Raw genomic sequence first — 24,279 nt, forward strand, 5'->3', positions numbered from 1 at the left:
GGGGTTACGCATCCGCGCGAAGTGAATCGGCGGCTCATCATAGACGAAGGGCGCGCCGGCCATCAAAGCCGAACGCGCCCTTTTGAAAATTCTTCCCTTTCAGGAAGAAACTTCGATCTTAGTTGCCGCCCATCATCGAGGCGACTTCGGCCGCGAAGTCGGGGCCTTCAACCTTCTCGACGCCTTCACCCAGCGCCAGGCGGACGAAGCCGGCCAGGTGCAGGTTGGAGGAGCCCAGTTCCTTGGCCGAGTTGGCGACCAGTTGCTCGATGGTCACGTCGGGGTCCATGACGAACGGCTGCTTGGACAGCACGACGTCTTTCTGGAACTTGTTGATCTGACCTTCCACGATCTTTTCGATCATGGCTTCCGGGCGACCTTCTTCCTTGGCCTTTTCGATCAGAACGGCGCGTTCCTTCTCGATGGCGGCCGGGTCCAGATCGTCGGTGTTCAGCGACAGCGGCGCCGTGGCGGCGACGTGCATGGCGATCTTGCGGCCCAGCTCGCGCAGGGCGGTCTTGTCGCCTTCGCCTTCCAGGGCGACCAGGACGCCGATGCGGCCGACGCCCGGCGAAACGGCGTTGTGGACGTAGGTCGAAACGACGCCTTCCGACACCGACAGGCGGGCGGCGCGGCGCAGTTGCATGTTCTCGCCGATGGTGGCGATCATGTTGGTCACTTCGTCCTGGACCGTCTTGCCGGCTTCCAGTTCAGCGCCGTGCAGGGCTTCGACCGAGTGATGGTCCAGACCCAGTTGGGCGAACGACTTGGCGGCGTTCTGGAACAGGTCGTTGCGGGCGACGAAGTCGGTTTCGGCGTTGAATTCGATGGCGGCGGCGACTTCGCCCTTGCCGTCTTCCTTCGACGCGACGGCGACCAGACCCTCAGCGGCGACGCGGTCAGCCTTCTTGGCGGCCTTGGACAGACCCTTGGCGCGCAGCCAGTCGATTGCTGCTTCGATGTTGCCGTCGTTTTCGACCAGCGCCTTCTTGCAGTCCATCATGCCGACGCCCGAACGCTCGCGAAGTTCCTTCACGAGGGCGGCAGTGATCTCGGCCATGTTCTTCTCCTGAAAATTCAAATGAGCGGCCGGGCATGGATAGCCCGGCCGCATGTCAGTTTGGCGTAGGTCCGATCATTGAGCGGACCCGAAGGCGTCTTAGCCCTCGACCTTTTCTTCAGTCGTCGCGAGCAGCTCTTCAGCAGCGCCTTCCGTACCGGCCGGAGCAGCTTCGGCTTCAACCGGAGCAGCAACAGCTTCACGCAGCATCGGCTCGACCGGAGCTTCCGAAGCGCCCAGATCGATGCCCGAGGCCGAAGCGCCGGCGGCCAGGCCGTCCAGGACGGCGTCGGCGATCAGGTCGCAGTAGGTCTGGATGGCGCGGGCGGCGTCGTCGTTGCCCGGGACCGGATAGGTGATGCCGTCCGGGTCCGAGTTGGTGTCCAGGATGGCGATGATCGGGATGTTCAGCTTGCGGGCTTCCTGGATCGCGATCGCTTCCTTGTTGGTGTCGATCACGAACATGATGTCGGGGATCGAGCCCATGTCCTTGATGCCGCCCAGCGACAGTTCCAGCTTGTCCTTCTCGCGCTGCAGGGTCAGCAGCTCTTTCTTGACGCGGCCTTCGCCGCCGTTGGCCAGAACGGTTTCCAGCTCGCGCAGGCGGGCGATCGAACCCGAAACGGTGCGCCAGTTGGTCAGCGTGCCGCCGAGCCAGCGGTTGTTCATGTAGTATTGGGCGCAGCGCGTGGCGGCTTCAGCCACCGGGCCGGCGGCCTGGCGCTTGGTGCCGACGAACAGAACGCGGCCGCCCTTTGCGGCGACGTCGCGCACAGCCACCAGAGCCTGGTGGAACAGCGGCATCGTCTGCGACAGGTCGATGATGTGGATGTTCGAGCGCGAGCCGAAGATGTAGCGGTCCATCTTCGGGTTCCAGCGGTGCGTCTGGTGGCCGAAGTGGGCGCCGGCTTCCAGCAGCGTGCGCATCGAGAATTCGGGCAGAGCCATGATCGTCTTTTCCTTTTTCCGATCTAACCTAGCGCGGGCGGTTAAAGGACCGGACGGTCCCTCGGAACGGTGCAGGCCAGGATGTCTCCCCGGACCGCGCCACGCCCACGTGCGAAGTGCGCGGGCTCTCTAGGCGTATTGATCGGAAAAGGCAAGCCAATCAGTCAGAAGCTGCGACCGTCCACCCGCTTGGCGGTCCAGTCCCAGGGCTCGACGTCCGTCAGGGTCCGCACATTGATCGCCGCCACCTCTGAACCATCGGGCGCTACGCCATAGCCGAAGGGTTGAACCCCGCAGGTCTTGCAGAAGCGATGGTCGATCTTGTGATGGTTGAAGAAGTAGGAGGTCGTCGCCTCCTCTCCCGCCGTCAATCGGAACGCCGCGCGTGGGGCGAAGGCCAGGACGAAGCCCTTACGGTAGCAATGCGAACAGTTGCACTCGATCAAGCCTTCAAGTCCGACCTCGACCTCATAGGCCACCGCGCCGCAGTGACAGGAACCCTTGTGCACGCTCATGGTCCATTACTCCCTCAGGGCGTCGGCAAACTGTATTCCAGATCATAGTGGTGAACGCCGTCGGCGATGGTCAGGTGAAATACGCCTGCGATCCCAGCCAGACCGTCGGCCCCCGATCCCGGCACGATGGTGATCAGCAGTTCCTGCGCTCCGCGATCCATCAGCCCGCGATGGACCAGGGTGAAGGCTCCTTCGCGTCCGTCGATGACGCCATGCACCCGATCCAGCGCGACATAGGCGCCTGAGCGATCTGGTCCCAAGGCCCCCAGCATCTCACCGGCGGCGGTTCCCGTCAGGTCGCCATGAAAGGTCTTGGCCAACAGCATCCGTCCCGGCGCATCCGGGGCGGCGTCGGCGGCCGGATGAACCGGCGTGATGACGACGTCAAAGGTTCCGCGCGCGTTCCGCATCATCAGGCGTCCTCCAGAATGACCACGCCAGGCGCCGACTTCAGCGCCCCGCGCAAGGCGGCGTCCAGGCGATAGCGTCCCGGCAGCTTGATCTCGATCTCGGTGCGACCGCCAAGCGTGGTCTGCAGCCAGACCTCCCCGCCCTTCCCTTGCGCCCGCGCCCGGTCCAACCGCGCCTTCAGCGCCTCGGCGTCGGCGGATTGCGCCGACAGAACGACCCGGAGCCCGATCTGGGTGTCGTCCAGCAGGGCCTCCATGCGGCTGGCGTCGTCGCCGAAGAAGCGCACCTCGCCGTCCGCCGACTTGGCCCGCACCTTGACCAGAACGGAGGTCCCGACCTCGAGGATGTCCCGACAGCGCCGCAACTGCTCGGGCGGGAACAGGCATTCAAACTCGCCCGTCGGGTCCGAGAAGGTGACAAAGGCGAACTTCTCGCCGCTCTTGGCGCTGGCCCGCTCCTGACGGCGACGCACCACGCCGGCCATCAGGAAGGCTTCATGCCCGGCTTCGGCCAGGCCCTGCGCCTCCGCCACGAAGGTCACGCGCTTGCGTTTCAGGGCCGGCGTCAGGTCCTCCAACGGATGCCCCGACAGATAGAAGCCGACCGCCGAAAGCTCCTGGTCCAGCTTGTCCGGACCGGCCCACGGCTCGACGCTGCGCAGGCGCGGCCGTGCGGCCCCGGCCTGGTCCGCGCCGAACAGGCTGACCTGGGACGAGGCGCGCTCAGCCGCCACGCTCTGGCAATAGGCGATCAGGGTGTCGGCCTGCTCGAACAACTGACGACGGTTGGGGTTCAGACTGTCGAAAGCGCCGGCCTTGGCCAGGCCTTCCAGCGCCCGCTTGTTGACCGCCTTGGGATCAACCCGCTCCAGGAAGTCGAAGATGTCGGCGAAGGGGCCGCCCGCCTCGCGCACCTCGACGACGTGCTTCATGGCCTCCAGGCCCACGTTGCGGATGGCGCCCAGTGCATAAAGGACGCTGCCCTGCCCGTCCTTCCACGCCACGTCGAAGTCGGCCGAGGACCGGTTGATGTCAGGGGCCAGGACCGGCACCTCGAAGCGACGGCAGTCCTGATAGAAGACCGCCAGCTTGTCGGTGTTCGACAGGTCGAGGCTCATCGAGGCCGCGAAGAACTCGACCGGATGGTTGGCCTTCAACCAGCCCGTCTGGAACGAGATCAGGGCATAGGCCGCGGCGTGCGACTTGTTGAAGCCATAGCCCGCGAACTTGGCCACCAGGTCAAAGATGGAGCCCGACTGGGCTTCCGGCACCGACTTCTCGGAGGCGCCCTTGACGAAGCGGAGGCGCTGGAAATCCATCTCCTCCTTCTTCTTCTTACCCATGGCCCGGCGCAGAAGGTCGGCTTCGCCCAGACTGTATCCCGCCAGGATCTGAGCGATCTTCATCACCTGCTCCTGGTAGATGATGACGCCGTAGGTCTCGGTCAGCACCTCCTTCAGGCTGGGATGCAGATAGTCCACCTCGGCCCGGCCGAATTTTCGGTCGATATAGGTGTCGATCATCTCCATCGGTCCCGGCCGGTAGAGAGAGATCAGGGCGGTGATTTCCTCGATGGACCCGCAGCGCATCTTGCGCAGGGTGTCGCGCATGCCCTGGGATTCCAGCTGGAACACCCCGACCGTCTGGCCCGAGGCCATCAGTTCATAGGTCTTGGGATCGTCCAGCGGCAGCAGGTTCCATTCCGGCGCCGCGCCGCGCCGTTCCAGATATTCCCGCGCCCGGTCCAGCACCGTCAGGGTCTTCAGGCCCAGGAAGTCGAACTTCACCAGCCCCGCCGGTTCGACCCACTTCATGTTGAACTGGCTGGCCGGAATGGTCGAACGCGGGTCCTGATACAGCGGCACCAGTTCGGTCAGCGGTCGGTCGCCGATGACGATGCCGGCGGCGTGGGTGGAGGCGTTGCGGTACAGCCCCTCCAGCTCCAGCGCCGTTTCCAGCAGGGTCTTGACCGCCGGCTCGGCGTCGCGCGCCTCCTTCAGGCGCGGCTCCAGGTCGATGGCCTGGGCCAGGGTCACCGGATTGGCCGGGTTGTTCGGCACCATCTTGCAGAGCCGGTCCACCTGACCCAGCGGCATCTGCAGCACCCGGCCGACGTCGCGCAGCACAGCCCGCGCCTGCAGGGTGCCGAAGGTGATGATCTGGGCCACCCGGTCCTTGCCGTAGTGGTCCTGCACATAGTCGATCACCTCTTCCCGCCGCTCCTGGCAGAAATCGATATCGAAGTCGGGCATGGAGACGCGTTCGGGGTTCAAGAAGCGCTCGAACAGCAGCCCGAACCGCAAGGGGTCCAGATCGGTGATGGTCAGCGACCAGGCGACCAGAGAACCCGCCCCGGAGCCCCGCCCTGGCCCAACCGGAATCCCATGCAGCTTGGCCCACTTGATGAAGTCGGCCACGATCAGGAAGTAGCCGGGGAATCCCATCTGCTGAATGATCCCCACCTCCCATTCGAGGCGGTTCCAGTAGTCCTCCTCTGGCGCGGCGGGGGTGACCTGTTGCAGGCGGGCCCTCAGCCCCTCGCGCGCCTGGTGCGCCAGTTCGTCGGGCTCCGAACGGCCCGCGCCGGTGTCGAAGCGCGGCAGGATCGGCGCACGGGTCGGCACCAAGAAGGCGCAGCGGCGGGCGATGTCGATGGTGCTGTCGCAGGCCTCGGGCAGGTCCGCGAACAGGGCTCGCATAGCCTCTGCCGTCTTGAACCAGTGCTCGCCGGTGATGCGCCGTCGATCTTCCTGGCCGGTGAAGGCGCCGTCCGAGATGCACAGCAGAGCGTCGTGCGACTTCGCCTGGGCCGCCTTGGCGTAATAGACGTCGTTGGTGGCCACCAGGGGCACGTCGTTGGCGTAGGCCCATTCGACCAGCCCGGCCTCCGCCGCCGGTTCCTGAGGCAGGCCGTGGCGCTGCAACTCTACATAGAATCTGTCGCCAAAGACGCGCTTCATCTCCGCCAGAGATGTATGCGCATCATCGCGCTTGTTCTGGACGAACAGGGGGTCGATCGGGCCGTCGGGGCCGCCCGAAAGCAGGATCAGGCCCTCGGACTTATCCACAAGCTGCGCCCAGGGCACGCCGGGCTCGGACATCTCTCCGGCGTCGAGGTAGGCGGCGGAGGACAGGGCGCAGAGATTGAGCCAGCCCTGCTCGTTCTGAACCAGCAGCACCACGGTCGGGGTCTTGGCCCAGCGTTCGGCCATCTGACCGCCGATCCCGAGGACAGGCAGGGCGCAGGCCACGATAGGCTGAACCCCCGCATCCTTGGTGTTCTGGCTGAACTCCAGCGCGCCGAACAGGTTGGCGCGGTCGGCCACGGCGACGGCCGGCATGCCCGCATCCGCCGCCATCTTGCCGATCTTGCCGGCCTTGATCGCCCCTTCCAGCAAGGAATAGGCGCTGCGGACCCGCAGATGGACAAAACCCTGACTGTTCGCCGTTTCCGCCAACACAAACTCCGCTGATCCCGAGCGCCGGGACCTCTCATATCCGACCGCCCGCGGCCGGATCTCGATCATGCAGGGAGTCGATGCGGCGATCACGTCACCAGGAAAGACGCCTGCCAGATCATCCAGACGAAGCCGCCGCACGACGCAAGCGACAGCATATCCCTCACCCAACGCGACATCGGTTTATCCCCAGCTCCGTTGTTCCTGAAACGTTCTATATTCTTGCTTTGTTCTCATTGCAAGCGCCGCGAATGCGAATGTTCCAGTGGCGCATCGACATCCGCCATCCCACGTTGAGTCCGTGATGCAGACATAGAGGGAGCCTCCCGTGTCGCCGCGCCTTGCGTCTCTGATCACGGCCGCCCTGGCCGCCGCCTGTTCACCCGGCCCCGCGCCCGCCGCTCAGCCCGAGCCGCCTCCGCCCGGCTATCAGACCGCCATCTTCGCCGGCGGCTGTTTCTGGACCGAAGAAAAGGCCTTCGACGGCCTGCCCGGCGTGCGTTCGGCCGTGTCGGGCTTCGTCGGCGGCGCCCGCCCCAGACCGACCTATGAACAGGTGGTGCGCGGCGGAACCGGCTATCGCGAGGCGGTCCTGCTGACGTTTGACCCGACCGTGATCAGCTATCGTAGCCTGGTCGATCGCTATTGGCGCACCATCGACCCGACCGATCCGACCGGACAGGTCTGCGATCAAGGCCCGTCCTATGTCACGGCGGTCTACGCCACCGAGGCCCAGACAGCCGCGGCCGAGGCGTCGCGCAAGGCGGCGCAGGCGGCCTTGGGCGCCAAGGGCGCAGGCTTTGTGACTCCGGTCTATCCCGCCATGCGCTTCTGGCCCGCCGGACCGGAGCATCAGGACTTCGCCCGCCGACACCCAGGCCGATACGAGGCCTATCGCGTCGGATGCGGCCGCAGCGCGAGACTGCGCGCCCTGTGGGGCGCCGCCGCCGTGGGCTGATCGAGGTCGGCCCAGTCAGCACAGCCAAGCTGGCTGGCGCCCGATGGCGAAGCTGGGCATGGTCGAGCCATGACCGCAGATCGTCCCGGCCTGAGCCCCCTGCCCGTTCCCCCAAAAGAACCGCCCGCCTATCGCGGCTTCGCAGCCGCCGTCGCCTGCGGTCTGATCTATGCCTTGGGCATCTACGGCTGGACCCGGCTGAATGCGCCTGACTCCGGGATGCTGCTGATCGGCTTCCTGCTGGGGGCGCCGATCGCGGCCTGTGTTCTCGCCGTCGCCGTATCGGACCCAAAGGGGATCAAGGGCGCGGGCGCCCACGCCGGCCTTTCAGCCCTGACCGTCACGGTAATGCTAGTCTGCGCCGGCGTTGTGCTGCGCGAAGGCTCGGTCTGCCTGGTGATGGCCGCCCCGATCTTCTACGGCTCCGGCATTCTGGGCGGGGTGATCGCAGGCGGCGTCATGAAAAGCCGCCCCGGTCGCGTGGTCTGCCTCGGCCTGCTGGCCCTGCCGCTGATCGGCGTTCCAGTCGAAGCCGATCGCCCGCCTGAGGCCCAGACCCGCGAGGTCGTCAGCCGCATCCACATCGACGCGGCGCCCGCCGTCGTCTGGAAAAACCTGACCGACATCCGCGCCATCAGGGATGGCGAGCATAGCTGGAACTTCAGCCATGACCTGGTCGGCATTCCTCGGCCGCAAGACGCCCGGATGGACGGCAGCGGCGTCGGCGCGGTGCGGCATCTTCAGTGGGCGCGGGGCGTGCGCTTCGAGGAACACATCACCGAATGGACGCCCGAACGCGCCCTGACCTGGACCTTCCATGTCGGACCGGATGCGTCGCGACTGATCCTCGATGAGCATCTGACGGTCGACAGCGACTATCTGAGCTTGGAAGAGGGCCGCTATCGCATCGAGGCCACGACGGATGGCGGTTCAGACCTGATCCTGACCACCCGCTACTGGATCCGCACGCCGATGAACGGCTATGCGGCCTGGTGGGGCGGCGTCTTCCTCGGCGACTTCCATCGCAACGTCCTCGGCGTGATCAAGAACCGCGCCGAGGCTGCCGCCTGATCTCAGTAGGTCTGGGCCTCGGCCGCGCGCTCTTCCAGATGGCCGTCCTTCAGGGCGAAGACGCGGTCCATGTGACCGGCCAGTTCCATGTTGTGGGTGGCGATCAGGGCGGCGACGCCCGTGGTCTTGGCCAGTTCGCGCAAGGACTCGAACACCGCGTGGCTGTTGGCGGGGTCGAGGTTGCCGGTCGGCTCGTCGGCCAGCAGCAGGCGCGGGCTGTTGGCCAGCGAGCGGGCGATGGCGACGCGCTGCTGCTCGCCGCCCGACAGCTGGGCCGGCTGGTGGGTGAAGCGCTCGCCCAGACCCAGGCTGGTCAGCAGGGCCTCGGCCCGGCGACGCGCCTCGGCCTCGGAATGACCGGCGATGCGCATCGGCAGGGCGACATTATCCCGCGCATCAAATTCCGGCAGCAGGTGGTGGAATTGATAGACGAAACCGATCCGTGACAGACGCAGGCGCGTACGCGCCCGCTCGTCCAGACCGCCGACGTCCTCGCCGTCGATCATGACCTGACCGCTGGTCGGACGCTCCAGCAGACCGGCGGCGTGCAGCAAGCTCGACTTGCCCGAGCCCGACGGCCCGATCAGGCCGACGACCTCGCCCGGCATGATGTCCAGATCGACGCCCTTCAGCACCGTCAGCCCGCCGGAAGCGGTCGGATAGGTGCGGGTGATGCCGCGCAGGCGCAGCGTCGGCGTCTTGTTCAGCGGACTATTCAAAGCGCAGGGCCTCCACCGGGTCGATCCGCGACGCGTTCCACGACGGCGGCAGGCTGGCGAGGCAGCTCATGAGGAAGGAGAAGAGCGCCACCCAGGTCACGTCCCACGGGTCCACCAGGGCCGGAATGGCGTCCAGCATATAGACGTCGGCGTTAAACAGCTGGACCCCCAGCAGGCCTTCGAGGAAATGCTGGATGGCGCCGATGTTCAGGCAGAACAGCAGACCCAGCACCAGACCGGCGATGGTGCCGCCGATGCCGATGGCCGCGCCCGAGATGAAGAAGATACGCAGGATCGACGACGGGCTGGCCCCCACGGTGCGCAGGATGGCGATGTCGCGGGTCTTGTTCTTCACCAGCATGACGATGCCGCTGATGATGTTCATGGCGGCGATGGCGACGACCATGCCCAGGATGATGCTCATGGCCACGCGCTCGACCTTCAGCGCGCCCCAGAAGGCGGCCAGGCGCACACGCCAGTCGGCGACGATGCTGCCGGGGCCGGCAGCCTGCTGGACCGGGGTCAGCAGGGTTTCGACCTGATCGGGCTCGGCCACCTTCATCTCGATCGCGTCCCAGACGCCCTCCTTGCCAAAGAAGAGCTGGGCCTGTTCCAGCGGCATGAAGATGAAGGCGCGGTCGTAGTCGGCGGTGCCGGAGCTGAAGATGCCGCCGACGCGGTAGGTCTTTTCCAGACCGCCGAGGTTGCCGAAGGCGCTGTCGGCGCCGGTCGGTGAATAGATGGACAAGGCGCTGCCGACGCTGAGGCCCATCTGATCGGCAAGCGCCTTGCCGATCAGGATGTTGTCGCCGCCGTATTCGCCGCGCCCGAAGGATTCCCGCATTTCCGGCGTCAGGCTGTCATAGACATACTTGGTCGAGGCCAGGTCCTGGGGCCGCACGCCGCGGACCATGCCGCCGGTGATCTGGCCGCCCGCACGGAACATGGCGGCCGACTCGGTCAGCGGCGACACCGAGACCACGCCAGGCACGTCGCTGATCCGCTTCAGCGCCGCCTCGCGATCAGGCGAGGTCAGCAGCGGCCCCTGAACATACATGTGCCCGCTGAACGACAGCATCCGTCCCAGCAATTCGCTGCGGAAGCCGGCCATGATGCTCATCACGCTGATCAGGACAGCCACCGCCAGCATGATGCCGACGAAGCTGATGATCGCGATCAGGGCGACCCCGCCCTCCTTGCGCTTGGCGCGAAGATAGCGAAGGGCCAGTCCGATCTCCCAGGCGGAGAAGGGACCAGCCGGTTTCACGGCGGGCGGCGCGGAGGCCGTCGCGGCGTCGGTCATTTCGTCAGCAGCTCCAGGGCGGCGTCCAGCGACAGGGTTTGCTTCTCGCCGGTGGCGCGACGCTTCAGTTCGACCACGCCGTCGGCCAGGCCCTTGGGCCCGATGGTCAGTTGCCACGGCACGCCGATCAGGTCGGCGGTGGCGAACTTGCCGCCCGGACGCTCGTCGGTGTCGTCGTAGAGGACGTCCTTGCCCAGGGCTTCCAGCCTGGCCACAGCCTCTTCACAGGCGGCCGAGACGGCGTCGTCGCTGGCGCGCAGGTTGATCACCACCACGTCGAACGGGGCGACCGAGTCCGGCCAGATGATGCCGCCGGCGTCATGGCTGGCCTCGATGATGGCCCCCATCAGACGCGACACGCCGACGCCGTAGCTGCCCATGTGGACCTCGGTGTCCTGACCATCCGGCCCGGCGACCTTGGCCTTCATCGGCGTCGAGTATTTCGTGCCGAAGTAGAAGATGTGGCCAACCTCGATGCCGCGCGCCGACAGGCGGTCGCCCTCGGCGGTCTGGCTCTCGAACTGGGCCGCGTCGTGCATTTCCTCGGTCGCGGCGTAGAGGGCCGTGCGTTCGTTGAACACGCCTTCCAGCTGCTCGACGCTGAGGTTGTGGCCCGGCGCGTCCATCTCGACCAGCTTGCGGTCGCAGAAGACCTCGCTCTCGCCGGTTTCGGCCAGAACGATGAACTCGTGGCTCAGGTCGCCGCCGATCGGGCCGGTGTCGGCGCGCATCGGCACGGCCTTCAGGCCCAGACGCGAGAAGGTGTTCAGGTAGGCGGCGAACATGCGCTTGTAGGCGATGCGGGCCGAGGCCTCGTCCAGATCGAAGGAATAGGCGTCCTTCATCAGGAACTCGCGACCGCGCATGACGCCGAAGCGCGGACGGCGCTCGTCGCGGAACTTCCACTGAATGTGGAAGAGGTTCAGCGGCAGGGCCTTGTACGACTTAACGTAGGCCCGGAAGATATCCGTGACCATTTCCTCGTTGGTCGGTCCGTACAGCAGCTCGCGCTCATGACGGTCGGTGATGCGCAGCATCTCCGGGCCGTAGGCGTCGTAACGACCAGACTCACGCCACAGGTCGGCCAGTTGCAGCGTCGGCATCAGCAACTCGACGGCGCCGGCCTTGACCTGCTCCTCGCGGACAATGCCTTCGATCTTGCGCAGGACCCGCAGGCCCAGCGGCAGCCAGGCGTAGATGCCGGCGGCCTCCTGCTTGATCATACCCGCGCGCAGCATCAGTTGATGCGACACGATCTGGGCGTCGGAGGGGGCTTCTTTCAGGGTCGGCAGGAAGTAGCGCGACAGGCGCATGGCGGGAATCTCTGCAAAATCAGTCTGGCCCGAGTTTTAACCGGGCGAATGGGGCGAAAGCTAGAGCGCGGGACCGCGGCTGAAGTCCGGCAGCGGCATCCACCCCGTCCAGACGATGAAGACGATGAAGGCCCAGACGATGGCCGAGACCCAGGTCGTGGTGATGAACTTCTTCTTCAACTGCGGATTGGCGGGCGCGCCCCACTGGCTGCCGTCGGTCGGCGGCGTCTCGGCCTGCTTGGACGACCCCAGCGGCAGGATCGTGAACAGCACGATCCACCACGAGGTCAGATACAGCGCCACCAGGGTAAAGGGGCCGAGAGGCATGGGCGGTCATCCATCGGTTCGGGCGCCTTCCGCATTCCGTCCGCCTCGATGGCGGGCTAAGGGAATGGCGCGAAACAAGGACGCCGTCATGCCACAGATCACCCTGGAACACTCCCCCCATTTCGACGGGACAGATTGGCGCGCCCTGGCGCTGGAAATCCATAGGCTGTGCGTGGACGTGGTGGGCGCGACGACCCAGGCCTGCAAGACCCGCATCGTGCGCTGCGACGACCTGATCATCGCCGACGGCGACCCGACCCAGGCCATGGTCCACTGCGACCTGCGCATCCTGACCGGACGAACGCAGGAACAGAAGACGGCCCTGGGCGAGGCGGTGCAGGCGGCGATGCTGGCGGGCGTGAAACCCTATGACGGCCCGGCCCAGATCTCGGTCGAGATCGGGGCCTTGGACAAGGACAATTATCGCAAGGTGACGTTGTAGCGCTGAGTTCGCCTTCTCCTCCCCATTTCATGGGGAGGTGGATCGGCGGCGCAGCCGACGAGACGGAGGGGGCGACACGACGGCTAAGGTTTGCGCCGCCCCCTCCACCACTTCGTGGTCCCCCTCCCCACACGTGGGGAGGAAAAGAACCCTCTCTACGGGTGCGGCCGTCCAATCCCATAGCGCGCCGCCCAATAGGGCAGGATGTCGTCGTCCTGCAGGAAGCGGGCGCCGGTCTCGGCGCTGACCTGGGCGTCCGGCCAGTCGAACTCGCCGTCCAGCACCAGCAGAGGGCAGCTCTGGTTGGCCTCCCCCACCTCGGCCACCACGGCGGCGCGGGGACGGGGGTGGTCCAGATGCGTGACCTGAACCTGCTCGCGCAGGCGCGGATAGAGGCCGAGCACGCCTTCGATCCGGGCGCCGGGCGGGCAATACCAAGGCCCGCCCTGGTCGTCGAACCAGTCGGCGTTCAGCAGATAGAGCCGGTCAGCCATTACAGTCTCAGGATCACGGTTTCGACGATGGGACGACGATCCCAGACCTGCTGACTGGCCTTCTTCAGGGCGCGGCTGACGGCCTGTTCGACCACCAGTTCGTCCTCTAGCGCCTCGCCCTTCAGCTTACGAACCGCCTGTTCCGCGCGCTCGGCCAGATCGTCGAGGATGTCGCCCAGAGGACGGTCCGCATCGCCGGGCAGGCCGATGCCGCGCACGTCGATGCCGCTGACGATCTTGCCGCGCTTGTCCATGGCGAAGCTGACGACCAGGACGCCGTTCGACGCCGCGTGCTTGCGCTCGCGCAGGGCCTCGCCCGCCTCCTCGACCAGCATGCCGCCGTCGACGAACAGACGGCCCGAGGGCACTTCATCGATGATGGCGGCCGGTCCGGGGGCCAGACGCACCATGTCGCCGTTGCGCGGCGTCACGGTTTCCGGGACCTGCATGTCCTTGGCCAGAAGGGCGTGCTCCATCAGATGACGGCGCATGCCGTGGGTCGGCACCGCGATCTGCGGGCGCGCCCAGTTGTACATCTGGCGCAGTTCGTCACGGCACGGGTGGCCCGAGACGTGGATGCCGGGATGGTCCTTCTCGGTGTAGAGGCGCACGCCCCGGTCGGCCATCTTGTCCTGCAGGCGGCCGATCGACAGCTCGTTGCCCGGAATGACCCGCGACGAGAAGATGCAGTGGTCGCCCTTGCCCAGCTTGATGAAGGGGTGGGTGCCTTCGGCCACGCGCGACAGGGCCGCGCGGACCTCGCCCTGGCTGCCGGTGCAGAGATACAGGATCTCGTCCTCGGGCCAGACGCGGGCCTCCTGCTCGCTCAGGAAGGGTTTGACGTCGCTCAGCATGCCGACCGACTTGGCGGCGGCGGTGATGCGGTGCATGGAGCGCCCGGCCAGGGCCACGCGGCGGCCGGCGGCCTCGGCGGCGCGGATCACGCTGTCCATGCGCGCGACGTTGGAGGCGAAGCAGCCCACGGCGACGCGGCCCTTCAGGTCCTTGATGAGGGCGGCCAGCGCCACCTTCACGTCGCCTTCGGAACCGGCGACGCCGTCGACGAAGACGTTGGTGCTGTCGCAGACCATGGCCAGCACGCCCTCGTCGCCGAGACGCTGGATGGTCTCGACGTCGGTGCGCTCGCCCACGACCGGATCATTGTCGATCTTCCAGTCGCCGGTGTGCAGGACCGTGCCCAGCGGGGTCTTGATGGCCAGGCCGTTCGGCTCGGCGATCGAGTGGGTGATGGTGACGAAGGTCACGTCGAACGGACCCAGGTTCAGGTCGCCGCCCAGCGGAATCTCGTTCAGCTCGACATCGTCCAGGATGTTGGCGTCGCGCAGCTTCTCACGGATCAGATAGGCGGTGAAGGGCGTCGCATAGAGCGGCGCCTTGATGCGCGGCCACAGCCAGCCCAGGGCGCCGATATGGTCCTCGTGGGCGTGCGTCAGCACGATGCCCAGGATGTTCTCGCCTTCTAGGAAGGTCGGATCGGGCACGATCACGTCCACGCCGGGCGTGGACGGGTCGCCGAAGGTCACGCCGACGTCGACGATGATCCATTTGCGGTCATGCGCCGGGCCGAAACCATAGGCGTTCAGGTTCATGCCGACCTCGTTCGAGCCGCCCAGCGGCAAGAAGACGAGTTCGTCGTTTTGAGTTTTCTTTGTCATACGTCCCTAGAGGTGGGTATTCCGCCGCCAGATTTCGAGTAGGCCGCGGATGGTCAGGTCCGGATCGAACCGGTCGATTGATTGGGTTGAGCCTTCAAACAAAGAGGCGACGCCGCCGGTGCCGACGACCGTCATGGGCTTGCCCCACTCGGTCTTGATGCGGTCCACCAGCCCTTCGATCAGGGCGATATAGCCCCAGAAGACGCCCGATTGCATGGAGGTGACGGTGTCGCGCCCGATGACGACCTCGGGGCGTTGAATGGCGATGCGCGGCAGCTTGGCCGCCGCTTCGTGCAGGGCCTGCAGCGACAGGTTGATCCCCGGCGCGATCAGTCCGCCCTCGAATGCGCCCTGCCCCCGCTCGGCGCCGCCCGACACCACGTCAAAGGTCGTGGCCGTGCCGCTGTCGATCAGCAGCAGATCGCCCTCATAGACCTGCAGCGCCCCGATGGCGTTGACCAGACGGTCGGCCCCGGCCTCGCTGGGCTTGGGGATGCGAACCTCGATGCCGAGATTGACGTTCTCGCCGATCACCAGAGGTTCGACCGCGATATAGCGCCGCGCCAGGTTACGCAGATTGAAGATCGACTGCGGCACCACGCTGGAGATGATGCAGCCGTCGAGGTCCTTCATGGACAGACCGCTTCCCAGTTTCTGGCCGCGCATCTCGAACAGCTGGTGCAGCCAGACGGCGTATTCGTCGGCCGTGCGCATGGCGTCGGTGGCCGTGTGCCACTGGGCGATCCACTCATTGCCGTCGTGGACGGCGAACAGGGTGTTGGTGTTGCCTTGCTCGATCGCCAGCAGCATCAGGCGGTCTCTCCGAAAAAGACGTCGCCGGCGGAGATCACGCGCAGCGATCCGTCCGGCAGTTTCAGACGCAGCGAGCCGTCCGCCTCAACCCCGTCAGCCGTGCCAGTCAGGGTCTCATTGGTCAGCCGCGCCGTGCAGGGACCGTGCAGACCCGGCGTCCGCGCGGTCCAGGCGTCGAGAATGGGTTGGAAGCCGAGGGTCGTCCAGCGGTCCAGCCAGACGCCGAAGGTCTCGGCCAGGGCCTGGGCCGCCTCATCGACGCTGGGGGCCGAGGCTACGCCCTGGTTCAGGTGTTCGGCGATGCAGGTGGCGGGCCGTTCGGTCTCGCCCGGCGTCTGGCTAAGGTTCACCCCGATTCCGACCGCCAGCCACAGGCCGCCAGCCGGCGCAGGCCCGGACTCGATCAGGATACCCGACGTCTTGCGACCGTCCAGCAGCACGTCATTGGGCCATTTGATCGTGACAAGCGCCGGCGGGACATAGCGGTCCAGCAGGTCGGCCACGGCCAGAGACGCGGCGAAGGTCAGTTGCGCCGCCTCGGCGGGCGATTTGCGCGTCAGCAGCAGCAAGGTGGAGGCGAGATTGCCGCTCTCGCTCTCCCATTTGCGGCCGCGACGGCCGCGACCGGCCGTCTGCCGCCGCGCCGTGATCCACAGCGGCCCGCCCTCGCCCGCCTCGGCGCGGCGGCGCGCCTCGGCGTTGGTGGAGTCGGTTTCGTCGAGGATCAGGACCGGGGCGGTCAAAGACCCTTACCCGACCCCGACGCCCGAGGCGGCGGCGCGAGTCAGCGGCTCCAGCCAGGTCAGGGCCACGATCACCAGCGGGAAGCAGAAGGCGGCGGCCGCGAGGGCGATCCACTTGGCTTCCAGCGGCGACTTGTCGGTGGCGACATCGGTTTCAGGCGCGTCGAACCACATCACCTTGATGATGCGCAGGTAGTAGAAGCCGGCCACGACCGAGGCGACCAGACCGGCGGCGCCGGCCATCCAGTAGCCCGCGTCGGCGGCGGCGCCGAAGACGAAGAACTTGCCCCAGAAGCCCGACATCGGCGGGATGCCGACGGCCGACAACGACAGGATGGTCAGGGCCACCGCCGTCAGCGGACGATCCTTCTTCAGACCCGCCAGGTCGGCGATCTTGCGGATCGGACGACCATTGCGGCTCAGCGACAGCAGGACGGCGAAGAAGCCGAACTGGTCGATGACATAGAGGGTCATGAACATCAGCGTGGCCTGGACGCCGGCTTCGGTGCCCGCCGCCACGCCCAGCAGGGCGTAGCCGATGTTGATGATCGACGAATAGGCCAGCAGACGCTGGATGTCCTTCTGCATCAGACCGCCGAACGAACCGACGGCGAAGCTGATCAGCGAGATCAGGATGATGACCTGGGCCCACTGACCGTGGGCGACGCCGAAGCCTTCGACCAGGACGCGGATGATCAGCACCATGGCGGCGATCTTGGGCGCCGTGGCGAACAGGGCCACGACCGGGGTCGGGGCGCCTTCATAGACGTCGGGCGTCCACATGTGGAACGGCGCGGCCGAAACCTTGAACGCCAGACCGCAGATCAGGAAGACCAGGCCGAAGATCAGGCCCGGACCCGGGTTGGCCGTGGCGAAGGCGGCGATGTCGACGAAGCGCATCGAACCGGCGAAGCCGTAGATCAGACTGGCGCCGTAGAGCAGCAGGCCCGACGACAGGGCGCCCAGGACGAAATACTTCAGGCCCGCTTCCGAGGCCTTCAGGTTGTCGCGGTGATAGGCGGCCAGCACGTACAGGGCCAGCGAGTGCATCTCGATGCCGATGTAGAGCGAGATCAGGTCGCCCGACGAGGCCATCATCGACATGCCGACCGAGGCCAGCACGATCAGGACGGGATACTCGAACTTGGCGATGCCATTGCGGTGGATCCAGCCGTCGCCCAGGACGATGGCGACCGCCGCCGACAGGAAGATGGCCACCTTGCCATAGACGGCCAGCGGATCAGCCACATAGGCGCCGTTGAAGGCCGTGCCCAGCGGGCCGACCGCAGCCAGCACCGAGGCGGCGGCCAGCAGCAGGATCGACAAGCTCGAGATCAGGCGCGTCGACTTTTCGCCGGTGAAGGCGCCGAGCATGAGCAGCACCAGCCCGCCGACCGCAAGGGTCAGCTCCGGGGCGGCGAGTTGAAGGGCGGAAGACAGATCAGTCATTATGCTCTCACCCGCCGATGGCTGCGCGATAGGCGGTCGTCAGGGCCTCAACGGTCGGCCCGGTGTAGTCGAGGACGGCGTTGGGATAGAGGCCCAGCCAGATGGTGCCGACGATCAGCGGCACGAAGATCAGCAGCTCGCGCTTGTCGATGTCCGTGATGGTCTGCAGCGCCGGGTTCTTGATCTCGCCGTACATGACGTTGCGGAACAGCGTCAGGGCGTAGACCGCCGAGAAGATGACGCCCGAAGCCGCGATCAGGGCCGTCCAGGTCGAGACCTGATAGGCGCCCGTCATCGTCAGCACTTCGCCGATGAAGCCCGAGGTGCCCGGCAGGCCGACGTTGGCCATGGTGAACATCAGGAAGATGGCGGCATACCAGGGCATGCGCGCGGTCAGGCCGCCGTAGAAGGCGATCTCGCGGGTGTGCATCCGGTCATAGACCACGCCGACGCAGAGGAAGAGCGCGCCCGAGATCAGGCCGTGGCTCAGCATCTGGAAGACCGCGCCCTGCACGCCCGTGTCGTTGCCGGCGAAGATGCCCATGGTCACGAAGCCCATGTGGGCGACCGACGAATAGGCGATCAGCTTCTTGATGTCGGTCTGACGGAAGGCGACCAGCGACGTATAGACCACGGCGATCACCGACAGGGTGAAGACCAGAGGCGTGAACATCTGCGAGGCCTGCGGGAACATCGGCAGGTTGAACAGGATGAAGCCGTAACCGCCCAGCTTCAGCAGGATGCCGGCCAGGATGACCGAACCGGCCGTCGGGGCCTGAACGTGGGCGTCGGGCAGCCAGGTGTGGACCGGCCACATCGGCATCTTGACCGCGAACGAGGCGAAGAAGGCCAGCCACAGGATCGGCTGAACGGCGGGGTCGAAGGCGTACTTCTTCAGCTCGGGGATGCTGGTGGTGCCCGTTTCATGGGCCATCCACAGCATGGCCAGCAGCATCAGCACCGACCCCAGCAGGGTGTAGAGGAAGAACTTGTACGAGGCGTAGATCCGGTTCGCCCCGCCCCAGATGCCGATGATCAGGAACATCGGCACCAGAGTGCCTTCGAAGAAGATGTAGAAGAGGAAGAGGTCCAGCGACGTGAAGACGCCGATAACCAGGGTCTCCAGCACCAGGAAGGCGATCATATATTCGACGACGCGCGTCTCGATCGATTTCCAGCTGGCGATGATGCAGATCGGCATCAGGAAGGCGGTCAGCAGGACGAACAGGATCGAAATCCCGTCCACGCCCAGGTGATAACCGGCGCCGGCGAACCAGGCGTAGTTTTCAACGAACTGATAGGCCGGGTTCGACGGATCGAACTGGGCCACCAGCAGGACGGACACGGCCAGCACCACCAGGGTGGTGCCGAGCGCTATCCAGCGCGCGGCCGGAGCCGCGGCGTCCTGGCCGCCCTTGTTCATCATGCCGGCCAGAAGCAGCAGGCCGGCGCCGACCAGCGGCAGGAAGGTGACGATGCTCAGAATGTGAGGCACGAGGCTCAGGCTCCCCACGTGAAGATGGCGAAGGCAAGGAACACAGCCACGCCGATCAGCATCACGAATGCATAGAAATAGACGAAACCGGACTGGAAGCGCGACAGCCAGCCGCCCGATTTCAGCGAAGCCCAGGCCGCGCCATTGGGGCCGAGACCGTCGATGATCTTCACGTCGCCGATCTTCCAGAAGAAGTCGCCGAGCGCCTTGGCGCCCTTCACGAAGACGGCGTCATACAGCTCATCGAAGAACCACTTGTTGTAGAGGAAGGTCCACAGCGGACCCTTGCGCTCGGCCCACTGCTTGGCGACGCCTTCCTTGAGGATGTAGATCCAGAAGGCGGCGAAGGTGCCCGTCAGGGTGACGACCAGCGGCGCCCACTTCACCCAGGTCGGGACGTTGTGGCTCTCGTGCAGGACGTGGTTGGCGCTGCCGACGAAGATGGCGCCGCGCCAGAACTCGGCCTCGTGGTGGCCGATGAAGTGCGGGGCGAAGATCATGCCCGCGAACATGGCGCCGATCGACAGCACCAGCAGCGGCAGGACCATGGGCAGCGGGCTCTCATGCGGATGCAGCGGACCATGGTGGTGGTCGTCGTGCGCATGATCATCATGGGCGTGGTCGTCGTGACCGTGCGCGTCATGAGCATGGGCGTCCGCATGGTGAGCGCCCTCCTCTTCCTTCCACTTGGCCGTGCCGTGGAAGGTCATGAAGACCAGGCGCCACGAGTAGTAGGCCGTCAGCAGTGCCGCCGAGATGCCGATGACGAAGGCGAACATGCCCGCGGCCGAATGGCCGGTCGTCGCCGCCGCATAGGCGCTCTCGAGGATGGAGTCCTTGGAGTAGAAGCCGGCGAAGCCGCCGACGCCGGGCAGGCCCAGGCCGGTGATGGCGATGGTGCCGATCATCATGACCGCATAGGTGATGGGCAGCAGCTTCCACAGGCCGCCCATGTTCCGCATGTCCTGCTCATGGTGCATGCCGTGGATCACCGAACCGGCGCCCAGGAACAGCAGAGCCTTGAAGAAGGCGTGCGTGAACAGGTGGAACATGGCGGGCTGATAGGCGCCGACGCCCGCCGCGAAGAACATGTAGCCCAGCTGCGAGCAGGTCGAATAGGCGATCACGCGCTTGATGTCGTTCTGCATCATGCCGACGGTCGCGGCGAAGATGGCCGTGATCCCGCCGATAATGGCGATGAACAGCGACGCGACCGGCGCGTGCTCATACAGCGGCGACAGCAGGCAGACCATATAGACGCCGGCGGTGACCATGGTGGCCGCGTGGATCAGGGCCGACACAGGCGTCGGGCCTTCCATGGCGTCCGGCAGCCAGGTGTGCAGGAAGAACTGAGCCGACTTGCCCATGGCGCCGATGAAGAGCAGCAGACCGGCCAGATCCAGAGCCGACCAGGTGTAGCCCAGGAATTCCCAGCCCGTGCCGACCTTGCCGGCGATCTGCGGGAACAGCTTGGCGAACTCGATCGTGCCGAACATCCAGAAGACGGTCATCATGCCGAGCAGGAAGCCGAAGTCGCCGACGCGGTTGACCACGAAGGCCTTGATGGCGGCGGCCGAGGCGGTGTCCTTCTTGTACCAGAAGCCGATCAGCAGATACGACGCCAGACCCACGCCTTCCCAGCCGAAGAACATCTGCAGGAAGTCGGCGGCCGTCACCAGCGCCAGCATCATGAAGGTGAACAGCGACAGGTAGGCGAAGAAGCGAGGACGGCTGTCGTCCTCAGCCATGTAGCCCCAGGAATAGAGGTGAACCAGCGACGACACCGTCGTCACCACGATCAGCATGGTGGCCGACATGGCGTCCACGCGGATCGACCAGTTCGACTGGAAGTCGCCGACGTGGATGAAGGGCGCGATGTGGACGGTGAAGGCTTCGAGCCCGCCCCAGGTCCACTGGCTGAACACGATCCACGAGACCGCGCACGAGAAGAAGAGCAGGCCGGTCGTGACCGACTGCGAGGCGATGTTCCCGATCCTGCGACCGAAGAAGCCAGCGATCATCGCCCCCAGAAGGGGGGCGAAGACGCCGAGAGTGACGAGAGTCTGGATAGTCACGTTCCGATCAGCCCTTCATCACGGAGGCGTCGTCAACCGCGATATCGCCGCGGTTACGGAAGAAGGTCACGAGGATCGCCAGGCCGACGGCGGCTTCAGCCGCAGCGACGGTCAGGACGAACATGGCCATCAGCTGACCCGACACGTCGTTGAGATAGGTCGAGAAGGCGACGAAGTTGATGTTCACCGCGAGCAGGATCAGCTCGACCGACATCAGGATGATGATGACGTTCTTGCGGTTCACGAAGATGCCGAACACGCCGATGGTGAACAGCATGGCGGCGACCGCCAGATAGTGCTGGAGCGAGATGTCCATCACAGAAGCTCCTCGGGGGTGACGCCCTGGCCGGTGGCGACAGACTTGACCTCGACGGCCTTGGCGCGTTCGCGGTTGGCCTGGGCGGCCAGGTCCTGACGGCGGACGCCGGGACGATGACGCAGGGTCAGGACGATGGCGCCGATCATGGCGATCAGCAGCACGATGCCCGCAGCCTGGAAGAAGTAGACGTAGTCCGTGTAGAGGACGCGACCGATGGTCTCGATGTTGCTGGCGTCAACGCCGGCGACGACGGGAGCGATGGCCGACCGGGCCGCCCCGCCCTGCACCACGGTGATCGACACCATGATCATCTCGGCCAGGAGCACGCCGGCGACGATCCCCGCCAGCGGCAGGTAGCGGGCGTAGCCTTCGCGGAGGCGGACGAAGTCGACGTCCAGCATCATGACCACGAACAGGAACAGCACCGCCACGGCGCCGACGTAGACGACCACCAGCAGCATGGCCAGGAACTCTGCGCCCAGCAGGACGAACAGGCCCGCGGCCGAGAAGAAGCTGAGGATCAGCCACAGGACGGAGTGCACGGGATTGCGCGCGGTCACGACCAGAAGGCCCGAGACCACGGCGACCGTCGCCAGAAGATAAAACGCTATGCCTTGCAGCATGGGTGGGACAAAGCCCCCTTCAAAATCTTGCGCTGCGATCCCATGACGGAATCGCGGCTCGGTTTAGCGATACGGAGCGTCGAGTTCCAGATTCTTCGCGATCAGCCGTTCCCAGCGGTCGCCGTTGTCCAGCAGTCGGGCCTTGTCATAGAGCAGTTCTTCACGCGTCTCGGTGGCGAACTCGCTGTTCGGTCCCTCGACGATGGCGTCCACCGGGCAGGCCTCCTGGCACAGGCCGCAGTAGATGCATTTGACCATGTCGATGTCGTAGCGAGTCGTGCGGCGGCTGCCGTCGGCGCGCGGTTCGGCCTCGATGGTGATGGCCTGTGCGGGGCAGATGGCCTCGCACAGCTTGCAGGCGATGCAGCGTTCTTCACCGTTCGGATAGCGGCGCAGCGCGTGTTCGCCACGGAAGCGCGGCGACTGCGGGTTGCGCTCGAACGGATAGTTCACGGTGGCCTTGGGCTTGGCCATGTATTTCAGCGACAGGCCGACGGCGCCGAACACGTCGGTCAGCATCGCGCCCTTGGCCGCCTGAACGATACGGGTCAGCATTACGATTTCACTCCGGCGCACTCGCGTTGATAGCGCGCGCTTTCCTTGTCGAGGGTTCCACAGACGCGCTGGCGTTCGGCTTCCTGCCGCTGCACCTGCTCGACCTTGCGTTCCCACTGATAGACCGAGACCGGATCGGCCTCATACGGCGCACAGGCCGACGCCAGCAGGGGCGCGGCCAGGGCGATCATCATGACGACGGCCTGTCTCATCCGCCCACCTGCCGCTTGCAGTCGTCGCGATCGAAACGCGGATCGTCGCGCGACAGACGCTGGCAATAGGCGCGCTTGTCGCCTTCCTCGCGCCGTTCGCGTTCGACCCGTTCCAGGCGCGCGCCCGCGCTTTCGGGCGCAGCCGGCTCCATCGGCTTGAAGGTGCAGGCCGACAGGCCGGCGGCGAAGGCCAGCGCAAGCAGTGATGTGGCGCGAACGCCCATCACGCGCCCACCGCGAAGACGCGCCAGGCCGCCACGACCACCACGGCCACCAGCGAGGCCGGCAGGAAGATCTTCCAGCCCAGACGCATCAGCTGGTCGTAGCGGTAGCGAGGCACGAAGGCCTTCACCAAGGCGATCATGAAGAACCAGAAGACGATCTTGGTCGCCAGGACCAGGAAGTAGAACAGGTTGGCTAGGAAGGTCGGCCAGCTGTCGAGGAAGTCCGTCGGGAAGCCCGGGTTCCAGCCGCCGCAGAACAGCAGGCTGATCATGGCGCACATGAAGACGATGTTGGCGTATTCGCCGATCATGAACAGCAGGTAGGGCGTCGAGGAATATTCGACCTGATAACCGGCCACCAGTTCCGACTCCGCTTCGGGAAGGTCGAAGGGCGGGCGGTTGGTCTCGGCCAGGGCCGAGATGAAGAAGACGATGGTCATGGGCAGCATGACCACGATGGTCGGCAGGGTGTCGAGGCCGCCGCCGAACATGTTCCAGTTCCAGATCCAGCCGTTCTGAGCGGTCACGATCTGCGTCAGGTTCATCGTCCCGGCCAGCAGGATGACGTTGATGATGACCAGGCCCATCGAGACCTCATAGGACACCATCTGCGCCGCCGAACGCAGCGACCCCAGGAAGGGATACTTCGAGTTCGAAGCCCAGCCGCCCATGATGATGCCGTAGACGCCCAGCGAACTGATCGCGAGGATGTAGAGCACGCCGACGTTCAGGTCCGAGATCACCCAGCCCGGCGCGAACGGGATCACCGCCCAGGCGATGAAGGCCAGGATGAAGGTGATCAGCGGCGCGGCCAGGAAGACGACCTTGTCGGAGCCCGACGGGACGACGATTTCCTTGAGCACGAACTTGAAGAAGTCGGCGAAGGACTGCAGCAGGCCGAAGGGGCCGACCACGTTGGGGCCTTTACGCAGCTGAACACCGGCCCAGATCTTGCGGTCCGCCAGCAGCAGGAAGGCCAGCGAAATCAGGATCCCGACCGTGACGATCAGGATGCCGCCGAGGGTGGCGAGGGTCCAGCCGAGGGGGGTGGCCCAGAAGGAGGTCGCAGCGTCCATG

Annotated in this window: 25 protein-coding genes; 3 read left to right on the top strand and 22 right to left on the bottom strand. The window is 65.8% G+C overall.

The features are described 5' to 3' along the window. Positions 1-118: 118 nt before the first annotated feature. The 5 genes from tsf to dnaE form a co-directional block, all read right to left on the bottom strand. Complete coding sequence (gene tsf, locus ACR9FL_RS09830; protein WP_296173702.1) at positions 119-1,060, bottom strand: translation elongation factor Ts; 942 nt, start codon at positions 1,058-1,060, stop codon at positions 119-121. A 99-nt stretch (positions 1,061-1,159) separates the two neighbouring features. After that, on the bottom strand, positions 1,160-2,008 hold the full coding sequence (gene rpsB / locus ACR9FL_RS09835) for a 30S ribosomal protein S2 (RefSeq protein ID WP_296173700.1): 849 nt from the start codon (positions 2,006-2,008) through the stop codon (positions 1,160-1,162). Positions 2,009-2,172: 164 nt separating this feature from the next. Next, a complete protein-coding gene (locus ACR9FL_RS09840) occupies positions 2,173-2,523 on the bottom strand; it encodes a GFA family protein (RefSeq protein ID WP_296173698.1) in 351 nt (116 codons plus the stop codon). Positions 2,524-2,537: 14 nt separating this feature from the next. Further along, on the bottom strand, positions 2,538-2,936 hold the full coding sequence (locus ACR9FL_RS09845; protein WP_436355476.1) for a DUF3224 domain-containing protein: 399 nt from the start codon (positions 2,934-2,936) through the stop codon (positions 2,538-2,540). Next, on the bottom strand, positions 2,936-6,391 hold the full coding sequence (gene dnaE, locus ACR9FL_RS09850) for a DNA polymerase III subunit alpha (RefSeq protein ID WP_436355477.1): 3,456 nt from the start codon (positions 6,389-6,391) through the stop codon (positions 2,936-2,938). The genes ACR9FL_RS09845 and dnaE overlap by 1 nt, the downstream gene beginning before the upstream one ends. Before the next feature lie 328 nt (positions 6,392-6,719). Between dnaE and msrA the strand changes: the two genes are divergently transcribed. Both msrA and ACR9FL_RS09860 read left to right on the top strand, forming a co-directional pair. Beyond that, entirely contained in the window at positions 6,720-7,349 is a 630-nt protein-coding gene (msrA, locus tag ACR9FL_RS09855; protein WP_436355478.1) for a peptide-methionine (S)-S-oxide reductase MsrA, read from the top strand. Positions 7,350-7,418: 69 nt separating this feature from the next. Then, the gene (locus ACR9FL_RS09860; RefSeq protein ID WP_436355479.1) at positions 7,419-8,420 is read left to right on the top strand and encodes an SRPBCC family protein; all 1,002 of its coding nucleotides are present in this window, start codon (positions 7,419-7,421) and stop codon (positions 8,418-8,420) included. A 2-nt stretch (positions 8,421-8,422) separates the two neighbouring features. Here ACR9FL_RS09860 and ACR9FL_RS09865 read toward each other — a convergent pair whose 3' ends face one another. Genes ACR9FL_RS09865 through ACR9FL_RS09880 form a run of 4 tightly spaced genes read right to left on the bottom strand, consistent with a single transcriptional unit; the run spans position 8,423 to position 12,082 of the window. After that, a complete protein-coding gene (locus tag ACR9FL_RS09865) occupies positions 8,423-9,139 on the bottom strand; it encodes an ABC transporter ATP-binding protein (protein WP_296173693.1) in 717 nt (238 codons plus the stop codon). After that, the gene (locus ACR9FL_RS09870; RefSeq protein WP_436355480.1) at positions 9,132-10,442 is read right to left on the bottom strand and encodes a lipoprotein-releasing ABC transporter permease subunit; all 1,311 of its coding nucleotides are present in this window, start codon (positions 10,440-10,442) and stop codon (positions 9,132-9,134) included. The genes ACR9FL_RS09865 and ACR9FL_RS09870 overlap by 8 nt, the downstream gene beginning before the upstream one ends. Next, positions 10,439-11,755, bottom strand: coding sequence for a proline--tRNA ligase (gene proS / locus ACR9FL_RS09875; RefSeq protein ID WP_436355481.1), 1,317 nt, complete (start codon positions 11,753-11,755; stop codon positions 10,439-10,441). The genes ACR9FL_RS09870 and proS overlap by 4 nt, the downstream gene beginning before the upstream one ends. Before the next feature lie 60 nt (positions 11,756-11,815). Continuing rightward, positions 11,816-12,082, bottom strand: coding sequence for a DUF1467 family protein (locus ACR9FL_RS09880; protein WP_292082661.1), 267 nt, complete (start codon positions 12,080-12,082; stop codon positions 11,816-11,818). An 88-nt stretch (positions 12,083-12,170) separates the two neighbouring features. On the opposite strand from ACR9FL_RS09880, the gene ACR9FL_RS09885 reads away from it, so the two are divergent. Next, positions 12,171-12,524, top strand: coding sequence for a 5-carboxymethyl-2-hydroxymuconate Delta-isomerase (locus ACR9FL_RS09885; protein ID WP_436355482.1), 354 nt, complete (start codon positions 12,171-12,173; stop codon positions 12,522-12,524). Positions 12,525-12,679: 155 nt separating this feature from the next. Here the strand turns inward: ACR9FL_RS09885 and ACR9FL_RS09890 are convergent, their stop codons facing one another. The 13 genes from ACR9FL_RS09890 to nuoH form a co-directional block, all read right to left on the bottom strand. After that, positions 12,680-13,018 (bottom strand): DUF3088 family protein, encoded by a 339-nt coding sequence (locus ACR9FL_RS09890; RefSeq protein WP_431564843.1) that lies wholly within the window; start codon positions 13,016-13,018, stop codon positions 12,680-12,682. Continuing rightward, positions 13,018-14,694: a ribonuclease J gene (locus ACR9FL_RS09895; RefSeq protein WP_436355483.1), complete on the bottom strand. Its 1,677-nt coding sequence runs from the start codon at positions 14,692-14,694 to the stop codon at positions 13,018-13,020. The genes ACR9FL_RS09890 and ACR9FL_RS09895 overlap by 1 nt, the downstream gene beginning before the upstream one ends. A 6-nt stretch (positions 14,695-14,700) precedes the next feature. Next, positions 14,701-15,507 (bottom strand): type III pantothenate kinase, encoded by an 807-nt coding sequence (locus ACR9FL_RS09900; protein WP_436358139.1) that lies wholly within the window; start codon positions 15,505-15,507, stop codon positions 14,701-14,703. Further along, complete coding sequence (locus tag ACR9FL_RS09905) at positions 15,504-16,250, bottom strand: biotin--[acetyl-CoA-carboxylase] ligase (RefSeq protein ID WP_436355484.1); 747 nt, start codon at positions 16,248-16,250, stop codon at positions 15,504-15,506. Before ACR9FL_RS09905 ends, ACR9FL_RS09900 begins: the two co-directional genes overlap by 4 nt. A gap of 6 nt (positions 16,251-16,256) precedes the next feature. Continuing rightward, positions 16,257-17,699, bottom strand: a complete 1,443-nt coding sequence (gene nuoN, locus ACR9FL_RS09910) for an NADH-quinone oxidoreductase subunit NuoN (protein ID WP_436355485.1) — start codon at positions 17,697-17,699, stop codon at positions 16,257-16,259. Between the two features lie 7 nt (positions 17,700-17,706). Next, the gene (locus ACR9FL_RS09915) at positions 17,707-19,194 is read right to left on the bottom strand and encodes an NADH-quinone oxidoreductase subunit M (protein WP_436355486.1); all 1,488 of its coding nucleotides are present in this window, start codon (positions 19,192-19,194) and stop codon (positions 17,707-17,709) included. A 5-nt stretch (positions 19,195-19,199) separates the two neighbouring features. Beyond that, positions 19,200-21,263 carry an NADH-quinone oxidoreductase subunit L gene (nuoL, locus tag ACR9FL_RS09920; RefSeq protein WP_436358140.1) on the bottom strand — a complete coding sequence of 688 codons (2,064 nt, stop codon included), beginning with the start codon at positions 21,261-21,263 and terminating at the stop codon, positions 19,200-19,202. Between the two features lie 13 nt (positions 21,264-21,276). Next, the gene (gene nuoK / locus ACR9FL_RS09925) at positions 21,277-21,585 is read right to left on the bottom strand and encodes an NADH-quinone oxidoreductase subunit NuoK (RefSeq protein WP_105563431.1); all 309 of its coding nucleotides are present in this window, start codon (positions 21,583-21,585) and stop codon (positions 21,277-21,279) included. After that, positions 21,585-22,211, bottom strand: a complete 627-nt coding sequence (locus ACR9FL_RS09930; RefSeq protein ID WP_436355487.1) for an NADH-quinone oxidoreductase subunit J — start codon at positions 22,209-22,211, stop codon at positions 21,585-21,587. Before ACR9FL_RS09930 ends, nuoK begins: the two co-directional genes overlap by 1 nt. Before the next feature lie 63 nt (positions 22,212-22,274). After that, positions 22,275-22,766: an NADH-quinone oxidoreductase subunit NuoI gene (gene nuoI, locus ACR9FL_RS09935; protein WP_003170180.1), complete on the bottom strand. Its 492-nt coding sequence runs from the start codon at positions 22,764-22,766 to the stop codon at positions 22,275-22,277. Next, complete coding sequence (locus ACR9FL_RS09940) at positions 22,766-22,978, bottom strand: hypothetical protein (RefSeq protein WP_296178031.1); 213 nt, start codon at positions 22,976-22,978, stop codon at positions 22,766-22,768. The genes nuoI and ACR9FL_RS09940 overlap by 1 nt, the downstream gene beginning before the upstream one ends. Further along, positions 22,975-23,202: a hypothetical protein gene (locus ACR9FL_RS09945; protein ID WP_436355488.1), complete on the bottom strand. Its 228-nt coding sequence runs from the start codon at positions 23,200-23,202 to the stop codon at positions 22,975-22,977. The genes ACR9FL_RS09940 and ACR9FL_RS09945 overlap by 4 nt, the downstream gene beginning before the upstream one ends. Further along, positions 23,202-24,278: an NADH-quinone oxidoreductase subunit NuoH gene (gene nuoH / locus ACR9FL_RS09950; RefSeq protein ID WP_296178029.1), complete on the bottom strand. Its 1,077-nt coding sequence runs from the start codon at positions 24,276-24,278 to the stop codon at positions 23,202-23,204. The genes ACR9FL_RS09945 and nuoH overlap by 1 nt, the downstream gene beginning before the upstream one ends. Between the last annotated feature and the right edge of the window lies 1 nt (position 24,279).

It is taken from the genome of Brevundimonas sp. CEF1 (assembly GCF_051353055.1).
Classification (GTDB): Bacteria; Pseudomonadota; Alphaproteobacteria; order Caulobacterales; family Caulobacteraceae; genus Brevundimonas.